This window comes from Pseudomonas sp. Irchel s3h14 (assembly GCF_900187425.1).
Taxonomy (GTDB): Bacteria; Pseudomonadota; Gammaproteobacteria; order Pseudomonadales; family Pseudomonadaceae; genus Aquipseudomonas.
Window position 1 is genome coordinate 17,969 of sequence record NZ_FYDJ01000035.1, and the last position, 17,475, is coordinate 35,443.

The 17,475-nt window shown below is 57.9% G+C and carries 17 protein-coding genes and 2 pseudogenes; 9 read left to right on the forward strand and 10 right to left on the reverse strand.

The annotated features are described in order from the left end of the window. The first annotated feature begins 141 nt into the window (after positions 1-141). Both CKW16_RS32380 and CKW16_RS30635 read left to right on the forward strand, forming a co-directional pair. On the forward strand, positions 142-2,175 hold the full coding sequence (locus tag CKW16_RS32380; RefSeq protein ID WP_176471626.1) for a hypothetical protein: 2,034 nt from the start codon (positions 142-144) through the stop codon (positions 2,173-2,175). Positions 2,176-2,711: 536 nt separating this feature from the next. Next, complete coding sequence (locus CKW16_RS30635) at positions 2,712-3,074, forward strand: DUF6124 family protein (protein ID WP_095133352.1); 363 nt, start codon at positions 2,712-2,714, stop codon at positions 3,072-3,074. Positions 3,075-3,277: 203 nt separating this feature from the next. Here CKW16_RS30635 and CKW16_RS30640 read toward each other — a convergent pair whose 3' ends face one another. Beyond that, positions 3,278-3,643: a hypothetical protein gene (locus CKW16_RS30640; protein WP_095133319.1), complete on the reverse strand. Its 366-nt coding sequence runs from the start codon at positions 3,641-3,643 to the stop codon at positions 3,278-3,280. A gap of 198 nt (positions 3,644-3,841) precedes the next feature. On the opposite strand from CKW16_RS30640, the gene CKW16_RS33010 reads away from it, so the two are divergent. After that, positions 3,842-4,018, forward strand: a complete 177-nt coding sequence (locus CKW16_RS33010) for a hypothetical protein (protein WP_371918063.1) — start codon at positions 3,842-3,844, stop codon at positions 4,016-4,018. 221 nt (positions 4,019-4,239) lie between these two features. Here the strand turns inward: CKW16_RS33010 and mqo are convergent, their stop codons facing one another. Beyond that, positions 4,240-5,886 (reverse strand): malate dehydrogenase (quinone), encoded by a 1,647-nt coding sequence (gene mqo, locus CKW16_RS30650; protein WP_095133322.1) that lies wholly within the window; start codon positions 5,884-5,886, stop codon positions 4,240-4,242. Positions 5,887-6,273: 387 nt separating this feature from the next. Between mqo and ilvD the strand changes: the two genes are divergently transcribed. Next, the gene (gene ilvD / locus CKW16_RS30655) at positions 6,274-7,956 is read left to right on the forward strand and encodes a dihydroxy-acid dehydratase (RefSeq protein WP_095133324.1); all 1,683 of its coding nucleotides are present in this window, start codon (positions 6,274-6,276) and stop codon (positions 7,954-7,956) included. Positions 7,957-8,147: 191 nt separating this feature from the next. Here the strand turns inward: ilvD and CKW16_RS30665 are convergent. The 4 genes and pseudogenes from CKW16_RS30665 to CKW16_RS30680 form a co-directional block, all read right to left on the reverse strand. After that, positions 8,148-8,642 (reverse strand): annotated as a pseudogene (locus tag CKW16_RS30665) (methyl-accepting chemotaxis protein); the annotation flags it as partial. A 94-nt stretch (positions 8,643-8,736) separates the two neighbouring features. Continuing rightward, positions 8,737-9,684, reverse strand: coding sequence for a phosphatidate cytidylyltransferase (locus tag CKW16_RS30670; protein WP_095133328.1), 948 nt, complete (start codon positions 9,682-9,684; stop codon positions 8,737-8,739). Beyond that, on the reverse strand, positions 9,681-10,280 hold the full coding sequence (locus CKW16_RS30675) for a 1-acyl-sn-glycerol-3-phosphate acyltransferase (protein ID WP_046049021.1): 600 nt from the start codon (positions 10,278-10,280) through the stop codon (positions 9,681-9,683). Before CKW16_RS30675 ends, CKW16_RS30670 begins: the two co-directional genes overlap by 4 nt. Next, positions 10,267-10,899 (reverse strand): CDP-alcohol phosphatidyltransferase family protein, encoded by a 633-nt coding sequence (locus CKW16_RS30680; RefSeq protein ID WP_095133332.1) that lies wholly within the window; start codon positions 10,897-10,899, stop codon positions 10,267-10,269. The genes CKW16_RS30675 and CKW16_RS30680 overlap by 14 nt, the downstream gene beginning before the upstream one ends. Before the next feature lie 277 nt (positions 10,900-11,176). On the opposite strand from CKW16_RS30680, the gene CKW16_RS30685 reads away from it, so the two are divergent. Next, positions 11,177-11,608, forward strand: coding sequence for a nuclear transport factor 2 family protein (locus CKW16_RS30685; protein ID WP_095133333.1), 432 nt, complete (start codon positions 11,177-11,179; stop codon positions 11,606-11,608). A gap of 114 nt (positions 11,609-11,722) precedes the next feature. Here the strand turns inward: CKW16_RS30685 and CKW16_RS30690 are convergent, their stop codons facing one another. Beyond that, positions 11,723-12,283: a nucleotidyltransferase family protein gene (locus CKW16_RS30690; protein ID WP_095133335.1), complete on the reverse strand. Its 561-nt coding sequence runs from the start codon at positions 12,281-12,283 to the stop codon at positions 11,723-11,725. Positions 12,284-12,420: 137 nt separating this feature from the next. Between CKW16_RS30690 and CKW16_RS30695 the strand changes: the two genes are divergently transcribed. Together CKW16_RS30695 and msrA are read left to right on the forward strand one after the other, a co-directional pair. Further along, the gene (locus tag CKW16_RS30695; protein WP_176471627.1) at positions 12,421-12,822 is read left to right on the forward strand and encodes a GFA family protein; all 402 of its coding nucleotides are present in this window, start codon (positions 12,421-12,423) and stop codon (positions 12,820-12,822) included. Positions 12,823-12,900: 78 nt separating this feature from the next. Next, positions 12,901-13,407, forward strand: a complete 507-nt coding sequence (gene msrA, locus CKW16_RS30700; protein WP_095133338.1) for a peptide-methionine (S)-S-oxide reductase MsrA — start codon at positions 12,901-12,903, stop codon at positions 13,405-13,407. Positions 13,408-13,454: 47 nt separating this feature from the next. Here the strand turns inward: msrA and panB are convergent, their stop codons facing one another. From panB to CKW16_RS30715, 3 genes and pseudogenes are all read right to left on the reverse strand, one after another. Beyond that, complete coding sequence (panB, locus tag CKW16_RS30705; RefSeq protein WP_095133341.1) at positions 13,455-14,255, reverse strand: 3-methyl-2-oxobutanoate hydroxymethyltransferase; 801 nt, start codon at positions 14,253-14,255, stop codon at positions 13,455-13,457. Between the two features lie 113 nt (positions 14,256-14,368). Beyond that, positions 14,369-15,177: pseudogene (locus CKW16_RS30710) on the reverse strand (AraC family ligand binding domain-containing protein). Between the two features lie 77 nt (positions 15,178-15,254). Beyond that, positions 15,255-15,872 (reverse strand): LysE family translocator, encoded by a 618-nt coding sequence (locus CKW16_RS30715; RefSeq protein ID WP_095133344.1) that lies wholly within the window; start codon positions 15,870-15,872, stop codon positions 15,255-15,257. Positions 15,873-16,060: 188 nt separating this feature from the next. Here CKW16_RS30715 and CKW16_RS30720 point away from each other — a divergent pair, with 188 nt between their 5' ends. Then, positions 16,061-16,546 (forward strand): MaoC family dehydratase, encoded by a 486-nt coding sequence (locus CKW16_RS30720; protein WP_095133347.1) that lies wholly within the window; start codon positions 16,061-16,063, stop codon positions 16,544-16,546. A gap of 208 nt (positions 16,547-16,754) precedes the next feature. Further along, entirely contained in the window at positions 16,755-17,174 is a 420-nt protein-coding gene (locus CKW16_RS30725) for an organic hydroperoxide resistance protein (protein ID WP_095133348.1), read from the forward strand. The last annotated feature ends 301 nt before the right edge of the window (positions 17,175-17,475 follow it).

Below are 17,475 nucleotides of genomic sequence, written 5' to 3' on the forward strand. Positions count from 1 at the left end.
AAGCCACCCGCAGCCCCGACCACTCGTCCGATAAACCCTCCTACCTGTTATTTCTGACAGTAGCCAAAGCGCTTTCTTCGGGTGTTTGATAGCCCGATCAAGGCCACTTCCACTGGGCCTTCTCAGCAAGGAAGTTTCCCTATGACCGCTATTCAATCGACCCCTGGAATTCTGGTGATCTATCCCCCACAAATTCCAGGCTCGACCACGCCCGTTATCAGTGATCCCCCCTCAGCTCCGGGCACTGCCTTGATTGGCCTTCCACTGTCCATCTTTACTCAGACTGCCACGCGGGACGGTACCCTGGCGGCAGCGGTGAAGGTCAGAATTGATCCGCCGACGCACGATGGGAAGGGCTATGTCGCCATTTCGCTTTGGTTGGATGGCGACATGCTTGAAAGCAAGCCCATCCCGCCCAGCGACTGGGACAAGGTGACTTTTTTCAATCTTTTCGAATCATCGCTACGTGATGGCCGCATCAATACCCTGACCTACAAGATCCATCGCGCCAGTGAAAACGAGGGTGATTCAGAGCCGCTGTTGATCCTGTACAGCCGGCAACTGCCGGGCGGCAACGACGTCCCCGGCACTGGCGATCATCCGGGTCTGGACATCAGCCTGCCAGCCGAACTGGGCGACCCGCCGCATATCGGCAAGGACGAAGTGGACAAAGGCGTCCCGGTCACGCTGTTCTACCCGTTCATGAAAGCCTACGACAAGGTCACCCTGGAGCTTAACCGCGAGCGATTCACCTTCACGCTGCAACCCGGCGAGGAAGGCAAACCGTACGTGATCACCATCACCCGGGCCATGTTCAAGCAGGCCGGCAGTCATCCACAATTTCCAATCTCCTACACCGTGGTCGACCAACTGAACAACCCGACGCATAAACGGCGGTGGTCGCAAATTATCAAGGCGGATGTTGACCTTGAGCGGGTTACGTTGACGGCACCGGACCTGAGTGAGAATCCAGACGACCCCGCAGATGACCCGGACAGCATCGACCTGGGCAAGTTGAAAGACTTTCTGTACGTGCTGGTCCACGTATTTTCCCCACGCTGGGTGGCCGGCGACACCCTCCGGGTCAGCTATACCTGCACACCACCCAAGGGGCCCGTGGTGACACACACTACTGAAACCACTGTTGGTCGACTGCCGTTTACTCACAAATTGGAGGTGCCAGCGGCCAAGGTTCTGCCGGACAGTCAAGTGCAGGCGATTTATGAACAGGTCAGAGATGGCAAGATTATCGGTATCTCGAAGCCCGCCACGGCGCGGGTGATTGGCGAAGGAGTGGTAGATGAGAAGCCCACTATCGCCTCTGTCAAAGGCGCGCCGAGCGGGGTCGATATTCCCCCGGGCGGCACCACGATCGAAACCAGCGTTACCTTGACCGGCACCGCCAGCAAAGGTCAGAAGGTCGATGTGCTCGACGGCACCGACTCGAAAGGCCAGCCGAGGGCTGACGTGAACACGGGGGGCTGGACGCAGCTCGTCAGCGGGCTGACGGTCGCGGCGCACAGCTTCACGGCCAAAGCCCTGTATGGTTCGGGGCAGACTTCTGACGCGCGGACCTTCACCGTAACGTCCCTGCTCACTATCGACCCAACCCCTATGACCCTTTCAGGGGCACACCTCACAATTGTTGGCACCGGGTTGGATTGGGAACATCAGGGTACCCCTCCAAACGCCTCCGCCCAACGCAAGGCTACCGGAGGCATGCCCCCTTATACTTACAAGTCATCGAACGAAGCCATCGCATGGGTCGACCCTGTCACAGGGATGGTCTACAGCGAAGGGAATGGCTCAACCACCATCTCCGTAGAGGACCAAGCAGGGCAGTCAGTTTCCTACCCGATCAACTGTTCAGGCGCCACTTACCTCCGCCACAACCCAACCCCCCTCAACCGCCACCAAGTACTTCAATGGATTACCTCTATAGGGGGCACTCCAATCCATCGCCCAGCGACAGAGCTACTTCATCAGCTCAATAATTGGTTCAAACATAACGGAACGCACAAATCATTTCAGCTGGGCATAATCTACAATCCCGCATTTTGGACCGACTCAGCGATACTCGGCACGTTCACCGGTCCCACGCCGTTTATAATAAGTGCCATGGGTACAATAGAATATCCATACCCATCGCTAGCACTTCATACCAGACCCGCCTAGCCCCCCACCCCGACCAGTTTAGCCGTGAGGGTTAATTCGAAAAAACGTTAATCCATCTCATCTAAAAGATAAGGGGACAGATCTATTTATCCCTTACCCTGCACTTACCCTGCAGTTCTGAACTGCAGGGTGTTTCCCTCGCCCAACCCGCCCCGACTTATCCGTCCTCCTATCGATTGAAAAGTGAGCAATGACGGAGTTGTTTAATCGACATCTCCAGATACTGATTCGGGCTACACGTCCTTGCGCCTCTGCCTACGACTACGCCAGAATCCGCCGGCTTGTGCGCCTTGGGCCTGGGCTCTATCGTTTCCCGGTCGCTGAATAACAGCGATCGGGTTTGGTAGCCCGGTTATACAAGGTGCAATGTATCGCCATTTGGGGCGTTTTTTGTCTCGGCATTATGGTGGTCATGCACAGGGCGCCTTCGGGCGCGCCGGTTCCCTTGTACCCGGTCTACCAACCTGCGTATGGCCACCACCATTCGTTTGGTAGCGAGAGTGATGGCTCCTTTTTTAGTACAAGGAGATTCATCCATATTCAAAGTAACGCCCAATCCACCGGATACCGATCCGGCATCCCCTTGCGAATCACTCGATTCAAAAAAACTCCACGAAGCCGCCGACCGCGCCCTCGATCACTACCTCAAGCTGGCTGCCCACATCAAAGCCACCCCGCGCACACCCAGCACCATGTTCATCGTCAACCCGGAGCTCGATACCGAAACCCTGCTGGGCCACGCTTGCGAGTCGTTGGCATCAGCCAATGTCATGACCATGGATCTGGCGGATCACATGGAGGGGTCGAGTCGCAATTCGTTATTGGGCATCGCGCAAATCATCATGCTGGACGAACTGGCGGTGAATCGGGCGCTGGATAACATCGATCCAGAAGGCTGACAGGCGCACTGATCGTTCCCACGCGCAGCAAAGGAATGCCTCAAGGGACGCTCCGCGTTCCAGCGCCCGAAAGGGACGCAGAGCGTCCCGGGCTGCATTCCCACGCAGAGCGTGGGAACGATCGATGCGTTAAGCCCGGACATTAAAGGGGGCGGATTTATTTTTATAGCCCTTACAAATAAATCCGCCCCATTTTTCTTTCGCTACGCAGCAAGCTCGACGTAGCTCGACTCCCCTCCTCCAGTCGCACCCGACAACCACCCCCATACGAAGGTCAGAGTGGTACGTCCCGCATGATCAACGCCTACCGTGCCACGAGACCAGCCGGCAAGGATCTCACCATCCGTTGTCAGGCACTGATAAAGAAGCTCAATGGTATCGGGGCCTGTCACGCGTCCGACTTGATTACCCATGCGGATATGGCCGCCCTGGTAAGTACCCCAAATGGCATCTTTCTCGACATGGTAGTGAAATACGGTGCGTGCATCGGACAGTCCGTGGGCGTTGTCTGCTACCGAAAATCGGCGATTGTTCAAACGCTCGCTGATTTGAGAAAAGGGGATTTCCATAAATGTCGCGTCCTTTAGTCGAGATGTTCCATTCAAGTCTTCGATTAGCTTAAGCCATTGTCGCGTCTGATGAAGGCACTGCTTTGGCCATCTCTGGAGCTACGAACTCAGGAGCCACCACCGTTTGTCAGCTTCTCAGCACCTTCCCCTTCCCGGTTTTTCCAACGCTGTACACCCCTCACATGGCAGACCTAAATGATGAACAGGACAATTGCTGCTCTCACGATCGCGGGCCTGGTGTCCGCCTGCTCGCTTTTCGCGTTTGCTGCGGAAAAGGTGACTGAAGACGCTGCTGTGCCACCTGCCGCGCTTCCTGGAATCTACCAGGCTCAGGGCTTTGAATCCAAGGAGGACAAGGCCGACAAAAAAAGGTGAGGAAGCGGCGGGTTCAAACTCCGGTGCCAGCTCGGAGGAGACGGACAAAGATGCGGCCACCTCTAGCGGTTCGAAGGACGTTGAGAAAAAACCAACGCAGGAGTGAGTAGCGGTCCGCCCGCTTCGGCCTGAGTGTTGCGTAACCTGCAAGAGCTGAATTTCGCCCACAAAAAAGCCCACTGACCGTCACCGGTTCAGTGGGCTTTTGATTTGGCCTCTAGTTACAGAGCCATATCAGTCGCAGCATTAGCCTTCGGCGCCTTGGCAGGAGCAGCCGGAGCAGCAGCCGGAGCCACCATCTGACCAATCGCCGGCGGCGGAGTCAGCTGCAACACCTTGGCGGTGTAGGCCCACTCTTCAGCCACCTTCGCAGGGTTGCCATTCAACTGAGTGCCATAGCTAGGCACGATCTGATGCAGCTTTTCCTGCCAGGCTGGCGAAGCCACCTTGTCCTTGAACACTTTCTGCAGCACGGTCAGCATGATCGGTGCAGCAGTCGATGCACCCGGCGATGCGCCCAGCAAACCAGCAATGGTGCCGTCTTGCGAGGCAACAATCTCAGTACCCAACTTCAGCACGCCACCAGCGGCTTCATCACGCTTGATGATCTGCACGCGTTGGCCGGCTTGCCACAGGCGCCAGTCTTCGGCTTTGGCGTTCGGGAAGTATTCTTTCAGGGCGTTGAGGCGGTCTTCGTCAGACAGCATCAGTTGGCCAGCCAGGTACTCGACCAGCGGGTATTCCTTGATGCCGACTTTGGTCATTGGCCACACGTTGTGCGTGGTGGTGGTGGTCAGCAGGTCCAGGTACGAGCCTTCTTTCAGGAACTTGGTGCTGAAGGTCGCGAATGGGCCAAACAGGATGACGCGCTTGCCGTCCAGGACACGGGTGTCCAGGTGCGGAACCGACATTGGCGGTGCGCCAACGGAGGCTTTGCCGTAGGCCTTGGCCAGGTGTTGTTCGGCCAGGGTCGGGTTTTCGGTCACGAGGAACGAGCCGCCTACCGGGAAGCCTGCGTATTCCTTGGCTTCAGGAATGCCGGACTTCTGCAGCAAGTGCAGTGCACCGCCGCCCGCGCCGATGAAGACGAACTTGGCGTCGGTTTCGGTTTTGGTGCCGTCTTTCAGGTTTTTGTAGCTGACGCGCCAGCTGCCGTCTTCGTTCTTGGTGATGTCTTGCACTTCGCTAGACAGTTTCAAGTCGAACTTTGGCGTGGTTTGCAGGTGCGCAACGAACTGGCGGGTGATCTCGCCGAAGTTCACGTCGGTACCGATCGGAGACCAGGTGGCCGCGACTTTCTGGTTCGGGTCACGCCCTTCCATCATCAGCGGAACCCACTTCTTGATCACAGCCGGGTCTTCGGAGTACTGCATGCCGGCGAACAGTGGGCTCGCTTGCAGGGCTTCGTAGCGCTTTTTCAGGAACTTGATGTTGTCATCGCCCCACACAAAGCTCATGTGTGGCGTGGAGTTGATGAACGAACGCGGGTTCTTCAGCACGCCTTGCTGAACCTGCCAGGCCCAGAATTGACGGGAGATCTGGAAGGCTTCGTTGATTTCAACGGCTTTCGGGATCTGAACGTTGCCTTTATCGTCTTCCGGGGTGTAGTTCAACTCGGCCAGGGCGGAGTGACCGGTACCGGCGTTGTTCCAGCCATTGGAGCTTTCCAGGGCGACGCCGTCGAGGCGCTCGACCATTTCCATCGACATACCCGGTTCCAGCTCATTGAGCCAAACACCGAGGGTCGCGCTCATGATGCCGCCGCCAATCAGCAGCACATCGACTTTCTTTGCCTCTTCCGCTTGCGCGGACGCGATCCCCATCGACAAAGCCAGCCCCAGCAGGGCCGTGTTCATTTTTTTAAACATGTGTAGCACCTATGATAAAACGCCATCCGCCCTTCCATCCCCACGTTTGAGGCCCCTGGTTCACGGCATGCAGGCAGCATGCTGTGGGTTCCGCACTCATAAGGATTGGAGGGTGGGCACACAAGGCCGACGTGTCTCCATCGACCTCAGTTTATATGTCCCTACTGAACTGACTTTTTATCGTTATTGGCTTCAGCTACTTGAGCGACAGTGATTCTGTTGGCGCGTCTCAAGGACGCGCAAACTGAATAGGTCAAAGCAAGTTAGGGCGAAGAATATCACGACACGGCAAACCCGCGCGTCTGTTCACGACTTGATAGTCCGGGCACGAGCGCTGAGCCCACTATACTCATCGTGATTTTCTCGACGAGTCTGTGAGGAGCAGTCATGAGCGACAAAGACGATTTGCGCAAATATTCCTCCCAAGTGGTCGACGGCGTGGAACGTGCGCCGGGACGATCCATGCTGCGCGCAGTGGGTTTCACGGACGAGGACTTCAAAAAGCCGCAGATCGGCATCGCCTCCACCTGGGCGATGGTCACGCCCTGCAACATGCACATCGACAAACTGGCGATTGAAGCCGAAAAAGGCGCGAATGCCGCCGGTGCCAAGGGCGTCATTTTCAATACGATCACCATTTCCGACGGCATCGCCAATGGCACCGAAGGCATGAAGTATTCGCTGGTGTCCCGTGAAGTGATCGCCGATTCCATTGAAGTGGTGGCCGGCTGCGAAGGCTTTGACGGTCTGGTGACCGTGGGCGGTTGTGACAAGAACATGCCGGGCTGCCTGATCGGCATGGCGCGGCTGAACCGCCCTTCCATCTTCGTCTATGGCGGCACCATCCGGCCGGGCGCTGGCCATACCGATATCATTTCCGTATTCGAGGCCGTGGGTCAGCACGCACGGGGTGACATCAGCGAGATTCAGGTCAAGCAAATCGAAGAAGTGGCGATTCCAGGTCCCGGCTCCTGCGGCGGCATGTACACGGCCAACACCATGGCTTCCGCTATTGAGGCGTTGGGCATGAGCCTGCCCGGTTCCAGCTCTCAGGACGCCGTCGGCAGCGACAAGGCATCGGACAGTTTCCGCGCCGGTCAGCAGGTCATGGAGCTGCTCAAGCAAGACATCAAACCGCGCGACATCATGACCCGCAAGGCCTTTGAAAATGCCATTCGGGTGGTGATCGCCCTCGCCGGCTCAACCAATGCCGTGCTGCATCTTCTGGCCATGGCGCATGCCGTGGATGTCGAGCTGACGCTGGATGATTTCGTCGAGCTGGGCAAGGTGTCCCCGGTGGTGGCCGACCTGCGGCCCAGCGGTCAATACATGATGAGTGAACTGGTCGCCATCGGCGGCATTCAGCCGCTGATGAAGCGCATGCTCGCCGCCGGCATGCTGCATGGCGATGCGCTGACGGTCACTGGTAAAACCCTGGCCGAAAACCTGGAAAACGTGCCCGACTATCCCGAGGGACAGGACGTGATCCTGCCCTTCGATCAACCGATCAAAAAGGACTCGCACCTGGTGGTGCTGCGCGGCAACCTCTCGCCCACCGGCGCCGTGGCCAAGATCACTGGTAAGGAAGGCTTGCGCTTTGAAGGCACGGCGCGCGTGTATCACGGTGAGGAAGGCGCGCTGGCCGGCATCCTCAACGGCGAAGTCAAAGCCGGCGATGTGATCGTGATTCGCTACGAAGGCCCCAAGGGCGGCCCGGGAATGCGCGAAATGCTCTCGCCCACGTCGGCGGTCATGGGCAAGGGGCTGGGCAAGGACGTTGCACTGATCACCGACGGCCGTTTCTCCGGCGGTTCACATGGGTTTGTAGTGGGACATATCACGCCCGAAGCCTTTGATGGCGGGCCGATCGCGCTGATTGAAGACGGCGACAAGATCACCATCGACGCCGAAACACGACAGATTACGGTCGATGTTTCCGACGCCGAACTGGCCAAGCGCAAGACCCGTTGGGTGCGCCCGGAATCCAAGTACAAACGCGGGGTGTTGGCCAAGTACGCGAAGACCGTGTCCAGCGCCTCGGAAGGCGCGGTGACGGATAAGTACCTCTAGGCGTTTCATGCGAGCTTGCGTCCGGCTCTGTAGCAGCTGTCGAGCTTGCGAGGCTGCGTTCGGCTGCGCAGCAGTCGTAAACCCTGAGTGCGCGGTGAATCTGACACACCGCATGGTCTTACCTTACGACTGCTGCGCAGCCGAACGCAGCCTCGCAAGCTCGACAGCTGCTACAGGGATCGCGTCATGGCTTAGAGTCTGAACCGATCCACTGACTGCGAGAGCTTGCCCGCCAAAGTGGACAGCTCATCGGTGGTCGAGGCCGTCCGGCCGATGATCTTGCTGTTGCCTTCGGACATGCCGGCAATCATTTCGACCTGATGGGCGATTTCATTGCTGGCCAGGCTCTGCTCACCAATGGTGCGGGTGATGTCATTGACCAATTGCGTGGTGTTCAACGTGACGTCGAGGATTTCGCGGATGGCGCGCTCGACGTCGGCGGTCACGGCCATGCCTTTGTCGACCTGCGCGACACCCGCTTCCATGCTGGTCACCGCCTCGCGGGTGCTTTGCTGGATGCGTGAGACCATCGTGGCAATTTCCTGGGTGGAGGCGCTGGTGCGTCCGGCCAGGCTGCGTACCTCGTCGGCCACCACGGCAAATCCACGGCCCTGCTCACCGGCACGAGCGGCTTCGATCGCCGCGTTGAGCGCCAGCAGGTAGGTTTGGTCGGCGATGCCCTTGATCACCTGGATGATGCTGAAGATCCCGAAGCGAATGTCCATACGCGCATGTCTTTACGACATGCGGTATGTTTTTTCGGTTTTGAGGGCGCCCGAATCAGGCAGCGGAGAAGAAATAGCGCGTCAGGTGAAAGAAGATCGGCGCTGCGAAGCAAATCGAGTCCATCCGGTCGAGCATGCCGCCGTGACCTTTGATCATGGTTCCCCAGTCCTTGGCGCTCAAACTGCGTTTGATCGCCGACATCACCAGACCACCGAGGAAGCCCATCACCACGATGACGAACGACATCATCAGTGACTGCCAGAAGCTGAAGGGAGTCATCCAGAACATGCAGCCGCCAATCAGCGTTGCAGACAGGCCTCCACCGACCAGACCTTCCACCGTTTTTGACGGACTCACCAGCGGCGCTACCTTGTGCTTGCCAAAGAGCTTGCCGAACACGTACTGCAACACGTCACTCAACTGAACGACGAACACCAGATAAAACAGCAGCAGCGCGTTTTGACCGGTGAATCCTTCCAGATCCAGGAGCAAAAGCGCGGGCGCATGGCTGATGCAATAAATGCAGATCATCACGCCCCACTGGATCTTTGCCGTCCTTTCCAGGAAGCCGTCAGTGTCCTGGCTCAGCACCGCAATCGCCGGCAACAGCAGGAATGAATACACCGGAATCAGCAGCGTAAACATCGAATACCAGTGCGTACCGATCAGAATGTATTGCAGCGGGATCAGGATGAAAAACGCTGAAAACAGGGCGTTATGGTCACCCCGTCGGGTCGGTGTCAGGGTGATGAACTCCCTGAGCGCGAACAGTGAGATGAAACCGAACAGGACGACCGTTGCATTACCGCCCAGCAGGTAGGAAGCGAAGAAGATGATGACCATCCCCCACCAGGCATTCACGCGCTGATTGAGGTTTTCGATGGTCGAGACAGCGCCTTCTGTGTTGGCCCGCCGGGCCAGCAATCGACCGGCTAGCGAAGCAATCGCCAGCAAGCATGCCAATCCAAAAAAGAACCACAAAAACTTGGCTTCAAGACTCATTTCGACAGCCCCACAATGGCGTTACGCGCGCGTTCCAGAAACACCTGTTTATCCTCGCCCGCAATCCTTTCCATCGGATTGCCGATACGGATCGTGCAGATGATCGGCAGAGGGACGTGTTTGCCTTTGGGCATGGAGCGATGAAGGTTTTCCAGGTAGATCGGCACCAGGTCGACATCGGGGAAGGTCTCGGCCAGCCGGAAAAGACCTGATTTGAATTCCCCGGGCAGTGCCTCGGATGAGCGAGTGCCTTCCGGAAAGAAGATGATCGAATGACCCGCCTGCACCACATCGAAAATGGGCTCCAGGGCGTTTTTACCGGGCGCCGGTTTACGGTCAATCAGCACGGCATTCAGGCCTTTCTGGGAGATGTACGACAGAAACCGGTTCTTTCCCCAGTAATCGGCAGCGGCGATCGGCTTAACATTCAACCTCGCCTCGGGCGGCAGGGCCGCAATGATGGCCAAGGTGTCCATGTGACTGGTGTGATTGGCGAAATAGATTCGCTGACGCGTGAGATCCGGCGGGCTCTCCCATCTGGCCGTGACGCCAATCAGCAGTCGAAGAACAGAAATCAGCGCATTACTGATCCACATGGTCGGCCCCTTTCAGCTGCTTGGCGATCGCCAGCGTTCGTGTGACGCAGGTGGCGACTGAGCCAATGGCGATGACAGCCAGCGCGATCAACAGTACGTAGTGAGTGCCATAAACGTTTGCTTCGATGGCATTCAGCAGCAGTCCTGCGGTCATCACGGCCATTCGATGCTGCTTGGCCATAGGGCCGATGAAGGTCTGCTTGAGACCGATCGAGCCGCCGAACACCCTGACATAAGCCGTCAGTGCCGCCGCCAGGGCAGCAAACCATCCGAGGTCGGATTGCCCAATGGCATACCCCAACCCGACGATCAGCAGGCTGTCGGCAATCCGGTCCGGGAGTTCGTTGTAGAGACTGCCGATATCGGACTTCTTGCCGCCCTCTATCGCCACCATCCCATCGAAGAGGTTGCACAGCAGGCGCAACTGAATGCCGATCGCGCAGCAGATCGATCCAATGACACCGCTATCAATATTGAGCGCCACGACGCCGACAAGCGCGAAGGCGATGCTGGCGACGGATATCTGATTGGGGGAAATGTCTCTTTTCACCAGAATGTCGGTGATGCGTCTTGCCCAGCCCGCAGAGCGCGTCTTGATGGGCCTTCTGTTGTCATCCACTGGCCAATATCCCTATAAGTGATGAGTTACTACGTGTTGCATTGTAATGGCGAGTTGCGCCGACTACACCCAGCAATTGCAGTCTTTGCTAACGACCCCTGCTTTCCAGCCAAAAGTTTTCACCTTCATTTTTCGGGACGTCGTTCCGACCTTAAACCTCGAGACAAGCCCTCAACACACGTTCGTTTTTTCCTTGGTCTCATGCTAGGTTGTACGATGACCGATAAGTGATATTTTCACTCTCGCTCCGACGACCCACAACAACAAGGAAACACCCATGAAAAAAGTGAAAGTGCTGATTGGATTCTTGTGCCTCTTCAGTGGCTACGTAGCCGCCGCCCCTGCTTCCGCGGACAAGGATGTTGCGCAAGCCGTCGATCATCTGACGCAGGCCATGCTGCACAAGAACATTGCCGAACTGAAAGCGCTGACCGCCGAGAACCTGACCTACGGGCATTCCAGCGGGAAGATCCAGGACAAGAAAGCATTCATCGACGATATCGAAACCGGCAAAAGTGCCTTCAAAACCCTGGAGATGCAGAACCAGACCATCACCGTATCGGGTGACGTAGCGTTGGTCCGCCATCACTTCTCGGCTCAAGCGCTGAAAGGGACCGAAGTGGTGCCAACCGAAATCGAGAACTTCCAGATTTGGCAAAAACAGAAAGGCCACTGGTTGCTGGTAGGTCGACAAGCATTCAAGTTCTGATTTTTGCGTAACGAAGGGGACGCCGGTTAGCCACGCTGCGGTGCCCCCTACTCTCTCCTTTTTACCTGCAGGACGACCGTTGACCGCGAGTGCGCGGCAGAAATGCCTGCCGATTCAAACTGCGACCACTCGTAGAAAAGGCCAGCGAGCCTGATAACTCCGGGTCTTCTGATCGAACAGATCGGGCTGATGATTCACCGGGTTGATCCGTAAAAGCCCTTCTTCGACATCGCTCAAACCGTAAGGCGCATACACCTCGCCGGTCACCACATCCAGACCGATACACGTCCCCGCAATCAGATACCGATCGATCCCATCCTTTGCCGACTGAAGCTCGGGATAAGCCCTGCCGAATCGCTGGCCATACCAAAGGTGAACCCGTGCCTGGTTCTTGATTTCGATGTTTACGTCGAGGTCGTGAAAGAGCTTCCGGGCGGCGATGATGACTTCATTCTCGGCCTCCCACGACACGTCTTCATCAAAGTAGAAAACGTCGTAATCCTTGATGCCCCAAGCGGCGGGGAGCCCGGCTTGATGATTCCAGACCGCTTGGAAAAGGCAGCCCGCCGTCAACATGCATTGGTCCAGGCCGAGTGAAGGCAAGCGCCGGGCAATCTCGGCGTTTGCCGGATTGGCCATCGCGATCTCAATCAACGTTTCAGCGGTTAACGTCATGCTCTCTCCATGGGATGCATCAAATCCTGGGGGCTGACGATACCTTAAAACCGCCTGACGACAGACCGGACACCTGGGTTTCACTCCTCTCGGCAGACCGCTACAGTGGCGCGACCGAGACTTGAGAAACGATGAACATGGATGCACTTCACCAAGGAAGTTGCCTGTGCGGCGCTGTGAAATATCGAGTGGCCGCCGAGCTGAAAGCAGTTACCCATTGCCATTGCAGCCAATGTCGCAAGGGCCACGGGGCAGCATTCGCGACGTATGCAAGCGCCCTCAGGTCGGCGATTACGATCGTTGCGGGAGTCGAGACGCTGAAAACCTTTAACTCGTCTGAAGGCGTCGCCCGACAATTCTGTGGCGTGTGCGGCTCTTCGCTGTTCTGGTCTGATTCCAAAGGTGAGTTTTCGGATTGGATGTCAGTGGCGATAGGCACGCTGGATACGCCGTTCCTGAGTGAAAAACAGAAACACGTGTGCGTTGCATCGAAAGCGCCGTGGTACGCAATCGAGGATCGGTGGCCGCGGACCGAGTGAGCGCTTTCGGCCAAAAAGCGAAAGCACATGAGGTACATTGATACCTGATCCCAAATTCACTGATGGGAGGGACCGTATATGACGACGCGAACTGAAACCGCCATCCTGGCCGGTGGCTGCTTCTGGGGCATGCAGGATTTGCTGAGACGTTACCCCGGCGTGCTGTCCACGCGGGTAGGCTACTCGGGCGGCGATGTACCCAATGCGACTTACCGCAACCATGGCACGCATGCGGAAGCGATCGAGATCGTGTTCGATCCGGACCAGATCAGCTATCGCCAGATCCTCGAGTTTTTCTTCCAGATCCACGATCCGACGACGACGAATCGTCAGGGCAACGATGTGGGTATGAGCTACCGTTCTGCACTCTTCTATCTCAATGATGAACAGAAACAAGTGGCCGAGGACACGGTGGCCGATGCTGATGCATCTGGCTTGTGGCCCGACAAGGTCGTGACTGAAATCGTACCCGCTGGCCCGTTCTGGGAAGCAGAGCCGGAACATCAGGACTACCTCGAACACTATCCCAACGGTTACACCTGCCATTTCATTCGGCCAAATTGGAAACTACCAAAACGAGCGTGATGGTACGGCCAGAAGCGGTCCCGCCGACGACTGTTGGCGAGACCGCTTCACGCCGAATACCCATGCTCCCCCGCCGGAAAAACTCCCCCCTTCACCGCCTTCACATACGCCCCCAGCGCAGACTGAATGCTGTCTTGCCCGGCCATGAAATTGCGCACGAATTTCGGCGTGCGACCGGTCAGGGTCAGACCGAGCATGTCGTGCAGGACCAACACCTGGCCGTCGGTTCCCGCCCCGGCGCCAATGCCGATCACCGGGATGCGCACGGCCTGGCTGATCTGCTCGGCCAGCGGGCTGGGCAGGCATTCCACCAGCAACATCGCAGCACCGGCCTCTTCCAGGCGTAGCGCGGCCTCGACCAACTGACGGGCCCGAGCCGGGTCGCGCCCCTGAACCTTGAACCCGCCCAGAATGTTGACGGATTGCGGGGTCAATCCCAGGTGCACGCACACCGGAACACCCTTCTCGGTCAAACGCCGAACGGTGTCAGCCAGCCAGATATCCCCTTCGACCTTGACCATGTGCGCGCCCGCCTTCATCAGGCAGCCGGCACTCTGCGATGCCTGCTCAAGGGTGGCGTAACTCATGAACGGCATGTCGCCGACGATGAAGGCACCGGCATTACCGCGTTTGACGCAGACGGTGTGGTAGGCCACGTCTTCGACCTCCACCGGCAAGGTGCTGTCGTGACCGTGCAACACCATTCCAAGCGTATCGCCGACCAGCAACATCTCCACGCCAGCTCTACTGGCGGCTTGGGCGAAGGTGGCGTCATAGCAGGTCAACATGACGATTTTCTCGCCGCGCTGTTTGAGTCCTTGCAGAGTGGTCAGGGTGATATCGGGCATGACGAATGTTCTCGTGCTGTGGCTGGAAGGATCAATCGGGCACGGCGCTGCCGCGAAATCCGGGTGAGCACGAATCTCGTGCGATGCAACGCATTGGGTCAGTGGTCGAGTGTTTACGCGGGGTTACACCAGCGCGAAGGCGAAATACCGAAGGCCTTCTTGAAGTGCCTGGACATGTGGCTTTGATCAAAAAAACCCGCATCAATCGCCGCATCCGATAGCGCCAGCCCCGCTTGGGTGAGCCCTTTCACCCGGTCCAGGCGCCGCAGGGTGAGATAGCGATGTGGACTGGTGCCGAAGAACACACGAAAGTCATTCGACAGACTCCAGCGATCCCGCCCGGCGCAATCGGCCAGTTCGTCAAGGGTGATCGGCCGATCAAGGTTGTCGTCAATGTACTCGCGGGCTCGCGCCGTAGCGGCGAAATGGTGGGCTGTGCGGCCGGGAGGCTGGCCCGCGAGTTCCGCCAGGGTCGTCACGAAGGTGTAGAGGGCGTCGTCTTCCGCCAGCGAATCCAGATCGTCACCCAGTGCATCGAGCAGCGCATCGGCCGCAGCGGCCAGGCGCGGATCCTGGGTGACGCCCGCCTTGAAAAACGGCAGCGGCTTGCCCTTCACAATCTGCTGGACCAGGGACGGCGGGACGTACACGCCGCGATAACGGAAACCCGCCTCGGAGCCTGCGCAACCATCATGTGATTCGTCTGGATGCACGATCATGGTTTCACCAGGCAGGCACAGTTTCGACTCGCCCCGGTAATTGAAACGGTGCACGCCGGCGATGGTTCGGCCGATGGCGTACGTGTCGTGTCGTGTCGATGAGGATCGAAGGCGTGCGCGCAGAAGAACGCTTCGAACCGCTCAAGCTTCGAGGCCTGGGGAGCATGTTTGACCCAGTCTCTTTGCGAAGGGTGATCTTGCATGGTGGCGCACCGGTGCGATTGCAGATATGTACCTTCGAAACCATAACACGACGGATCGACACGTCGCTCGGGCCTGTTCATGTCGCCTGAACGTGCAGGTAGAACGCGTGGAGCATGAAGAAAGCACAGACCACCAGCGCCAGCCCCATCAGGCGATTGAACGCCGTGAAGTAAGACTCACGGGTGATACGTCGACCGAGGATGGCGCCCAGCAGCGAATAGACACCGGGCGCCCCACCGCCGGCGATCGCCAGCAGCGCAGAGACGATCGCGATGGAGGCACCGGTGATGTGCGCCGCCGGCAACATGACGCTGGTGATCGGCAACACCACCATGATGCCTTTGGGGTTTAGCACCTGAATCAAAAATCCGCTCCAGAACGTCAGGGTCTTTTGCGCCGCTACCGGGGCCTCGCTGGCCTCGCCCGGCACCACCGTCGTTGCGGTATAGACCTGGTAGGCAAGATAGAGCGTATAGAGACCGCCGATCAGTGAAATGTAAGGCAGCGCCCCCTGGGAAATTATCGCTTCGCCGGTATAGCCGAAGAGGATGAACAGCACCAACAACGCGCAGCCCACACCGACGAAGAAGCCCAGGGAACGCCGAAATCCACCTGTCAGCCCGGCATTCAGCGCCATGAAGTTGACCGGCCCCGGGCTGTACATCACGCTGAAGGCGTAGAGAAAAATGTCCATGACTTGCCTGTAATTAACCCAGAAACGCGGTACGAATCGTGGAGTCTACGCAGGCAATCTGGTGCTTGGCTTGTACGTTTGTGGGTCGCGAATGAGCGGGTTGACGCCTGGCAATAACCCCCTTATTGATTGAACACGCTCATCGGTTTTTCCGGTTGAGAACGCCTCATCAATAAAAGGATTATTCAGTGATCAGCTTCAGGCAGCGCGCCGCCAAAGGGTTGCAAGTGGGCGATAGCTTCACGGTATCCCGCCACTTCAGTGAGGAAGACATTCAACGCTTCGCCAACATTTCCCGCGACTACAACCCCGTGCATTTCGATGCAAGTTTCGCCGAGGCCCGCGGCTTCAGGGCACCGGTTTCCCATGGCCTGCTGACGGCCAGCCTGGTCACCGAAATCGGTGGGCAGATCGGCTGGCTGGCTTCAGGCATGACATTCCACTTCAACAAGCCCGTGTATGCCGGCGACACCATCACCTGCCATTGGCTGATCACGGGCATCGATGAAAAGGACCGCGCCACGGCGGCTATCACGATGACCAACGAGGACGACATCATTGTCCTGGAAGCACAAACCAGCGGCGTCGTGCCGGGCGTGAAGGGGCGAGAAATCCTGACGCAGATGCTGTGCGAAGGTGATCCCACAAACGGTGTAACGGCCCTTGGCGAATGACGGCTTCGCGCGTATCAGCGAAGAGTCAGGAGGCAAGATGATTTGTATCGCTGTGTATTTTCGCCGGCGATCTTACACAGCGTTACACAACCACTGAATCAGGACACATACGCAGTACATGAAGGTGAAAAAGTGGGCGGCGTCGAACACCTGGCGTTCTCCGATGAACCCAGGCTAAAGAGCCCAACACCCCAGCAGGAGCCACCTCATGATCAATGAAATCGATACCGTGCTTTATACCGGCAAGACCCACACGACCGGCGGCCGTAACGGCGAGTCGCGAAGCGACGATGGACGCTTGGACGTCAAGCTTTCCGCGCCTGGCTCGTCAGGGAGCGGCACCAATCCCGAACAGTTGCTGGCTGCAGGTTGGTCGGCCTGTTTTATCGGTGCAATGGGTAAGGCGGCTGTCGCGTTGAAGGTGACCCTGCCGAGCGACGTTGCCGTCGATGCCGAAGTGGACCTGGGCAAGACCGAGGACGCCTTTTTCCTCCAGGCGCGCCTCAATGTCAGCCTTCCGGGCATGGACCCAGTTGTCGCGAGGGCGGTGGTGGATGGCGCCCACCAACGGTGCCCGTACTCCAAGGCGACCCGTGGCAACATCGACGTCACGATCAATCTGGTTTGATCGAAGCACCCCGTGCGGCCTGATGCTGTTCACTTAGGGTTGTTGGGGGACATATCCGTTTCTGCGGTGATGGCGGCTGGCGGTTTCGCTTTTACAGCGAGTCACTTTTCCAAACGCCGAAAAGTAACCAAAAGGCTTTGCCCCTCCATTCGGTGCCTCGCTTAGGCTCGGCATGCCCTCACTCCGGCATTGCTCCGGGGGCCCGCCGCCATCGGCCATCCATGGCCGGGGGCGGCTACCGCGGCATCCTTGCCGCGGTGCCCCCTGCGCAACGCCTGCGTTCGGCCTCTGGGAAAGGGGC

Bases quoted from the DNA above. Each gene is read 5' to 3' on its own strand.
- CKW16_RS32380 (WP_176471626.1), top strand. From the start codon at position 142: ATGACCGCTATTCAATCGACCCCTGGAATTCTGGTGATCTATCCCCCA.
- CKW16_RS30640 (WP_095133319.1), bottom strand. From the start codon at position 3,643: ATGGAAATCCCCTTTTCTCAAATCAGCGAGCGTTTGAACAATCGCCGA.
- CKW16_RS33010 (WP_371918063.1), top strand. From the start codon at position 3,842: ATGAACAGGACAATTGCTGCTCTCACGATCGCGGGCCTGGTGTCCGCC.
- mqo (WP_095133322.1), bottom strand. From the start codon at position 5,886: ATGTTTAAAAAAATGAACACGGCCCTGCTGGGGCTGGCTTTGTCGATG.
- ilvD (WP_095133324.1), top strand. From the start codon at position 6,274: ATGAGCGACAAAGACGATTTGCGCAAATATTCCTCCCAAGTGGTCGAC.
- CKW16_RS30670 (WP_095133328.1), bottom strand. From the start codon at position 9,684: ATGAGTCTTGAAGCCAAGTTTTTGTGGTTCTTTTTTGGATTGGCATGC.
- CKW16_RS30675 (WP_046049021.1), bottom strand. From the start codon at position 10,280: ATGTGGATCAGTAATGCGCTGATTTCTGTTCTTCGACTGCTGATTGGC.
- CKW16_RS30685 (WP_095133333.1), top strand. From the start codon at position 11,177: ATGAAAAAAGTGAAAGTGCTGATTGGATTCTTGTGCCTCTTCAGTGGC.
- CKW16_RS30690 (WP_095133335.1), bottom strand. From the start codon at position 12,283: ATGACGTTAACCGCTGAAACGTTGATTGAGATCGCGATGGCCAATCCG.
- CKW16_RS30695 (WP_176471627.1), top strand. From the start codon at position 12,421: ATGGATGCACTTCACCAAGGAAGTTGCCTGTGCGGCGCTGTGAAATAT.
- msrA (WP_095133338.1), top strand. From the start codon at position 12,901: ATGACGACGCGAACTGAAACCGCCATCCTGGCCGGTGGCTGCTTCTGG.
- panB (WP_095133341.1), bottom strand. From the start codon at position 14,255: ATGCCCGATATCACCCTGACCACTCTGCAAGGACTCAAACAGCGCGGC.
- CKW16_RS30715 (WP_095133344.1), bottom strand. From the start codon at position 15,872: ATGGACATTTTTCTCTACGCCTTCAGCGTGATGTACAGCCCGGGGCCG.
- CKW16_RS30725 (WP_095133348.1), top strand. From the start codon at position 16,755: ATGATCAATGAAATCGATACCGTGCTTTATACCGGCAAGACCCACACG.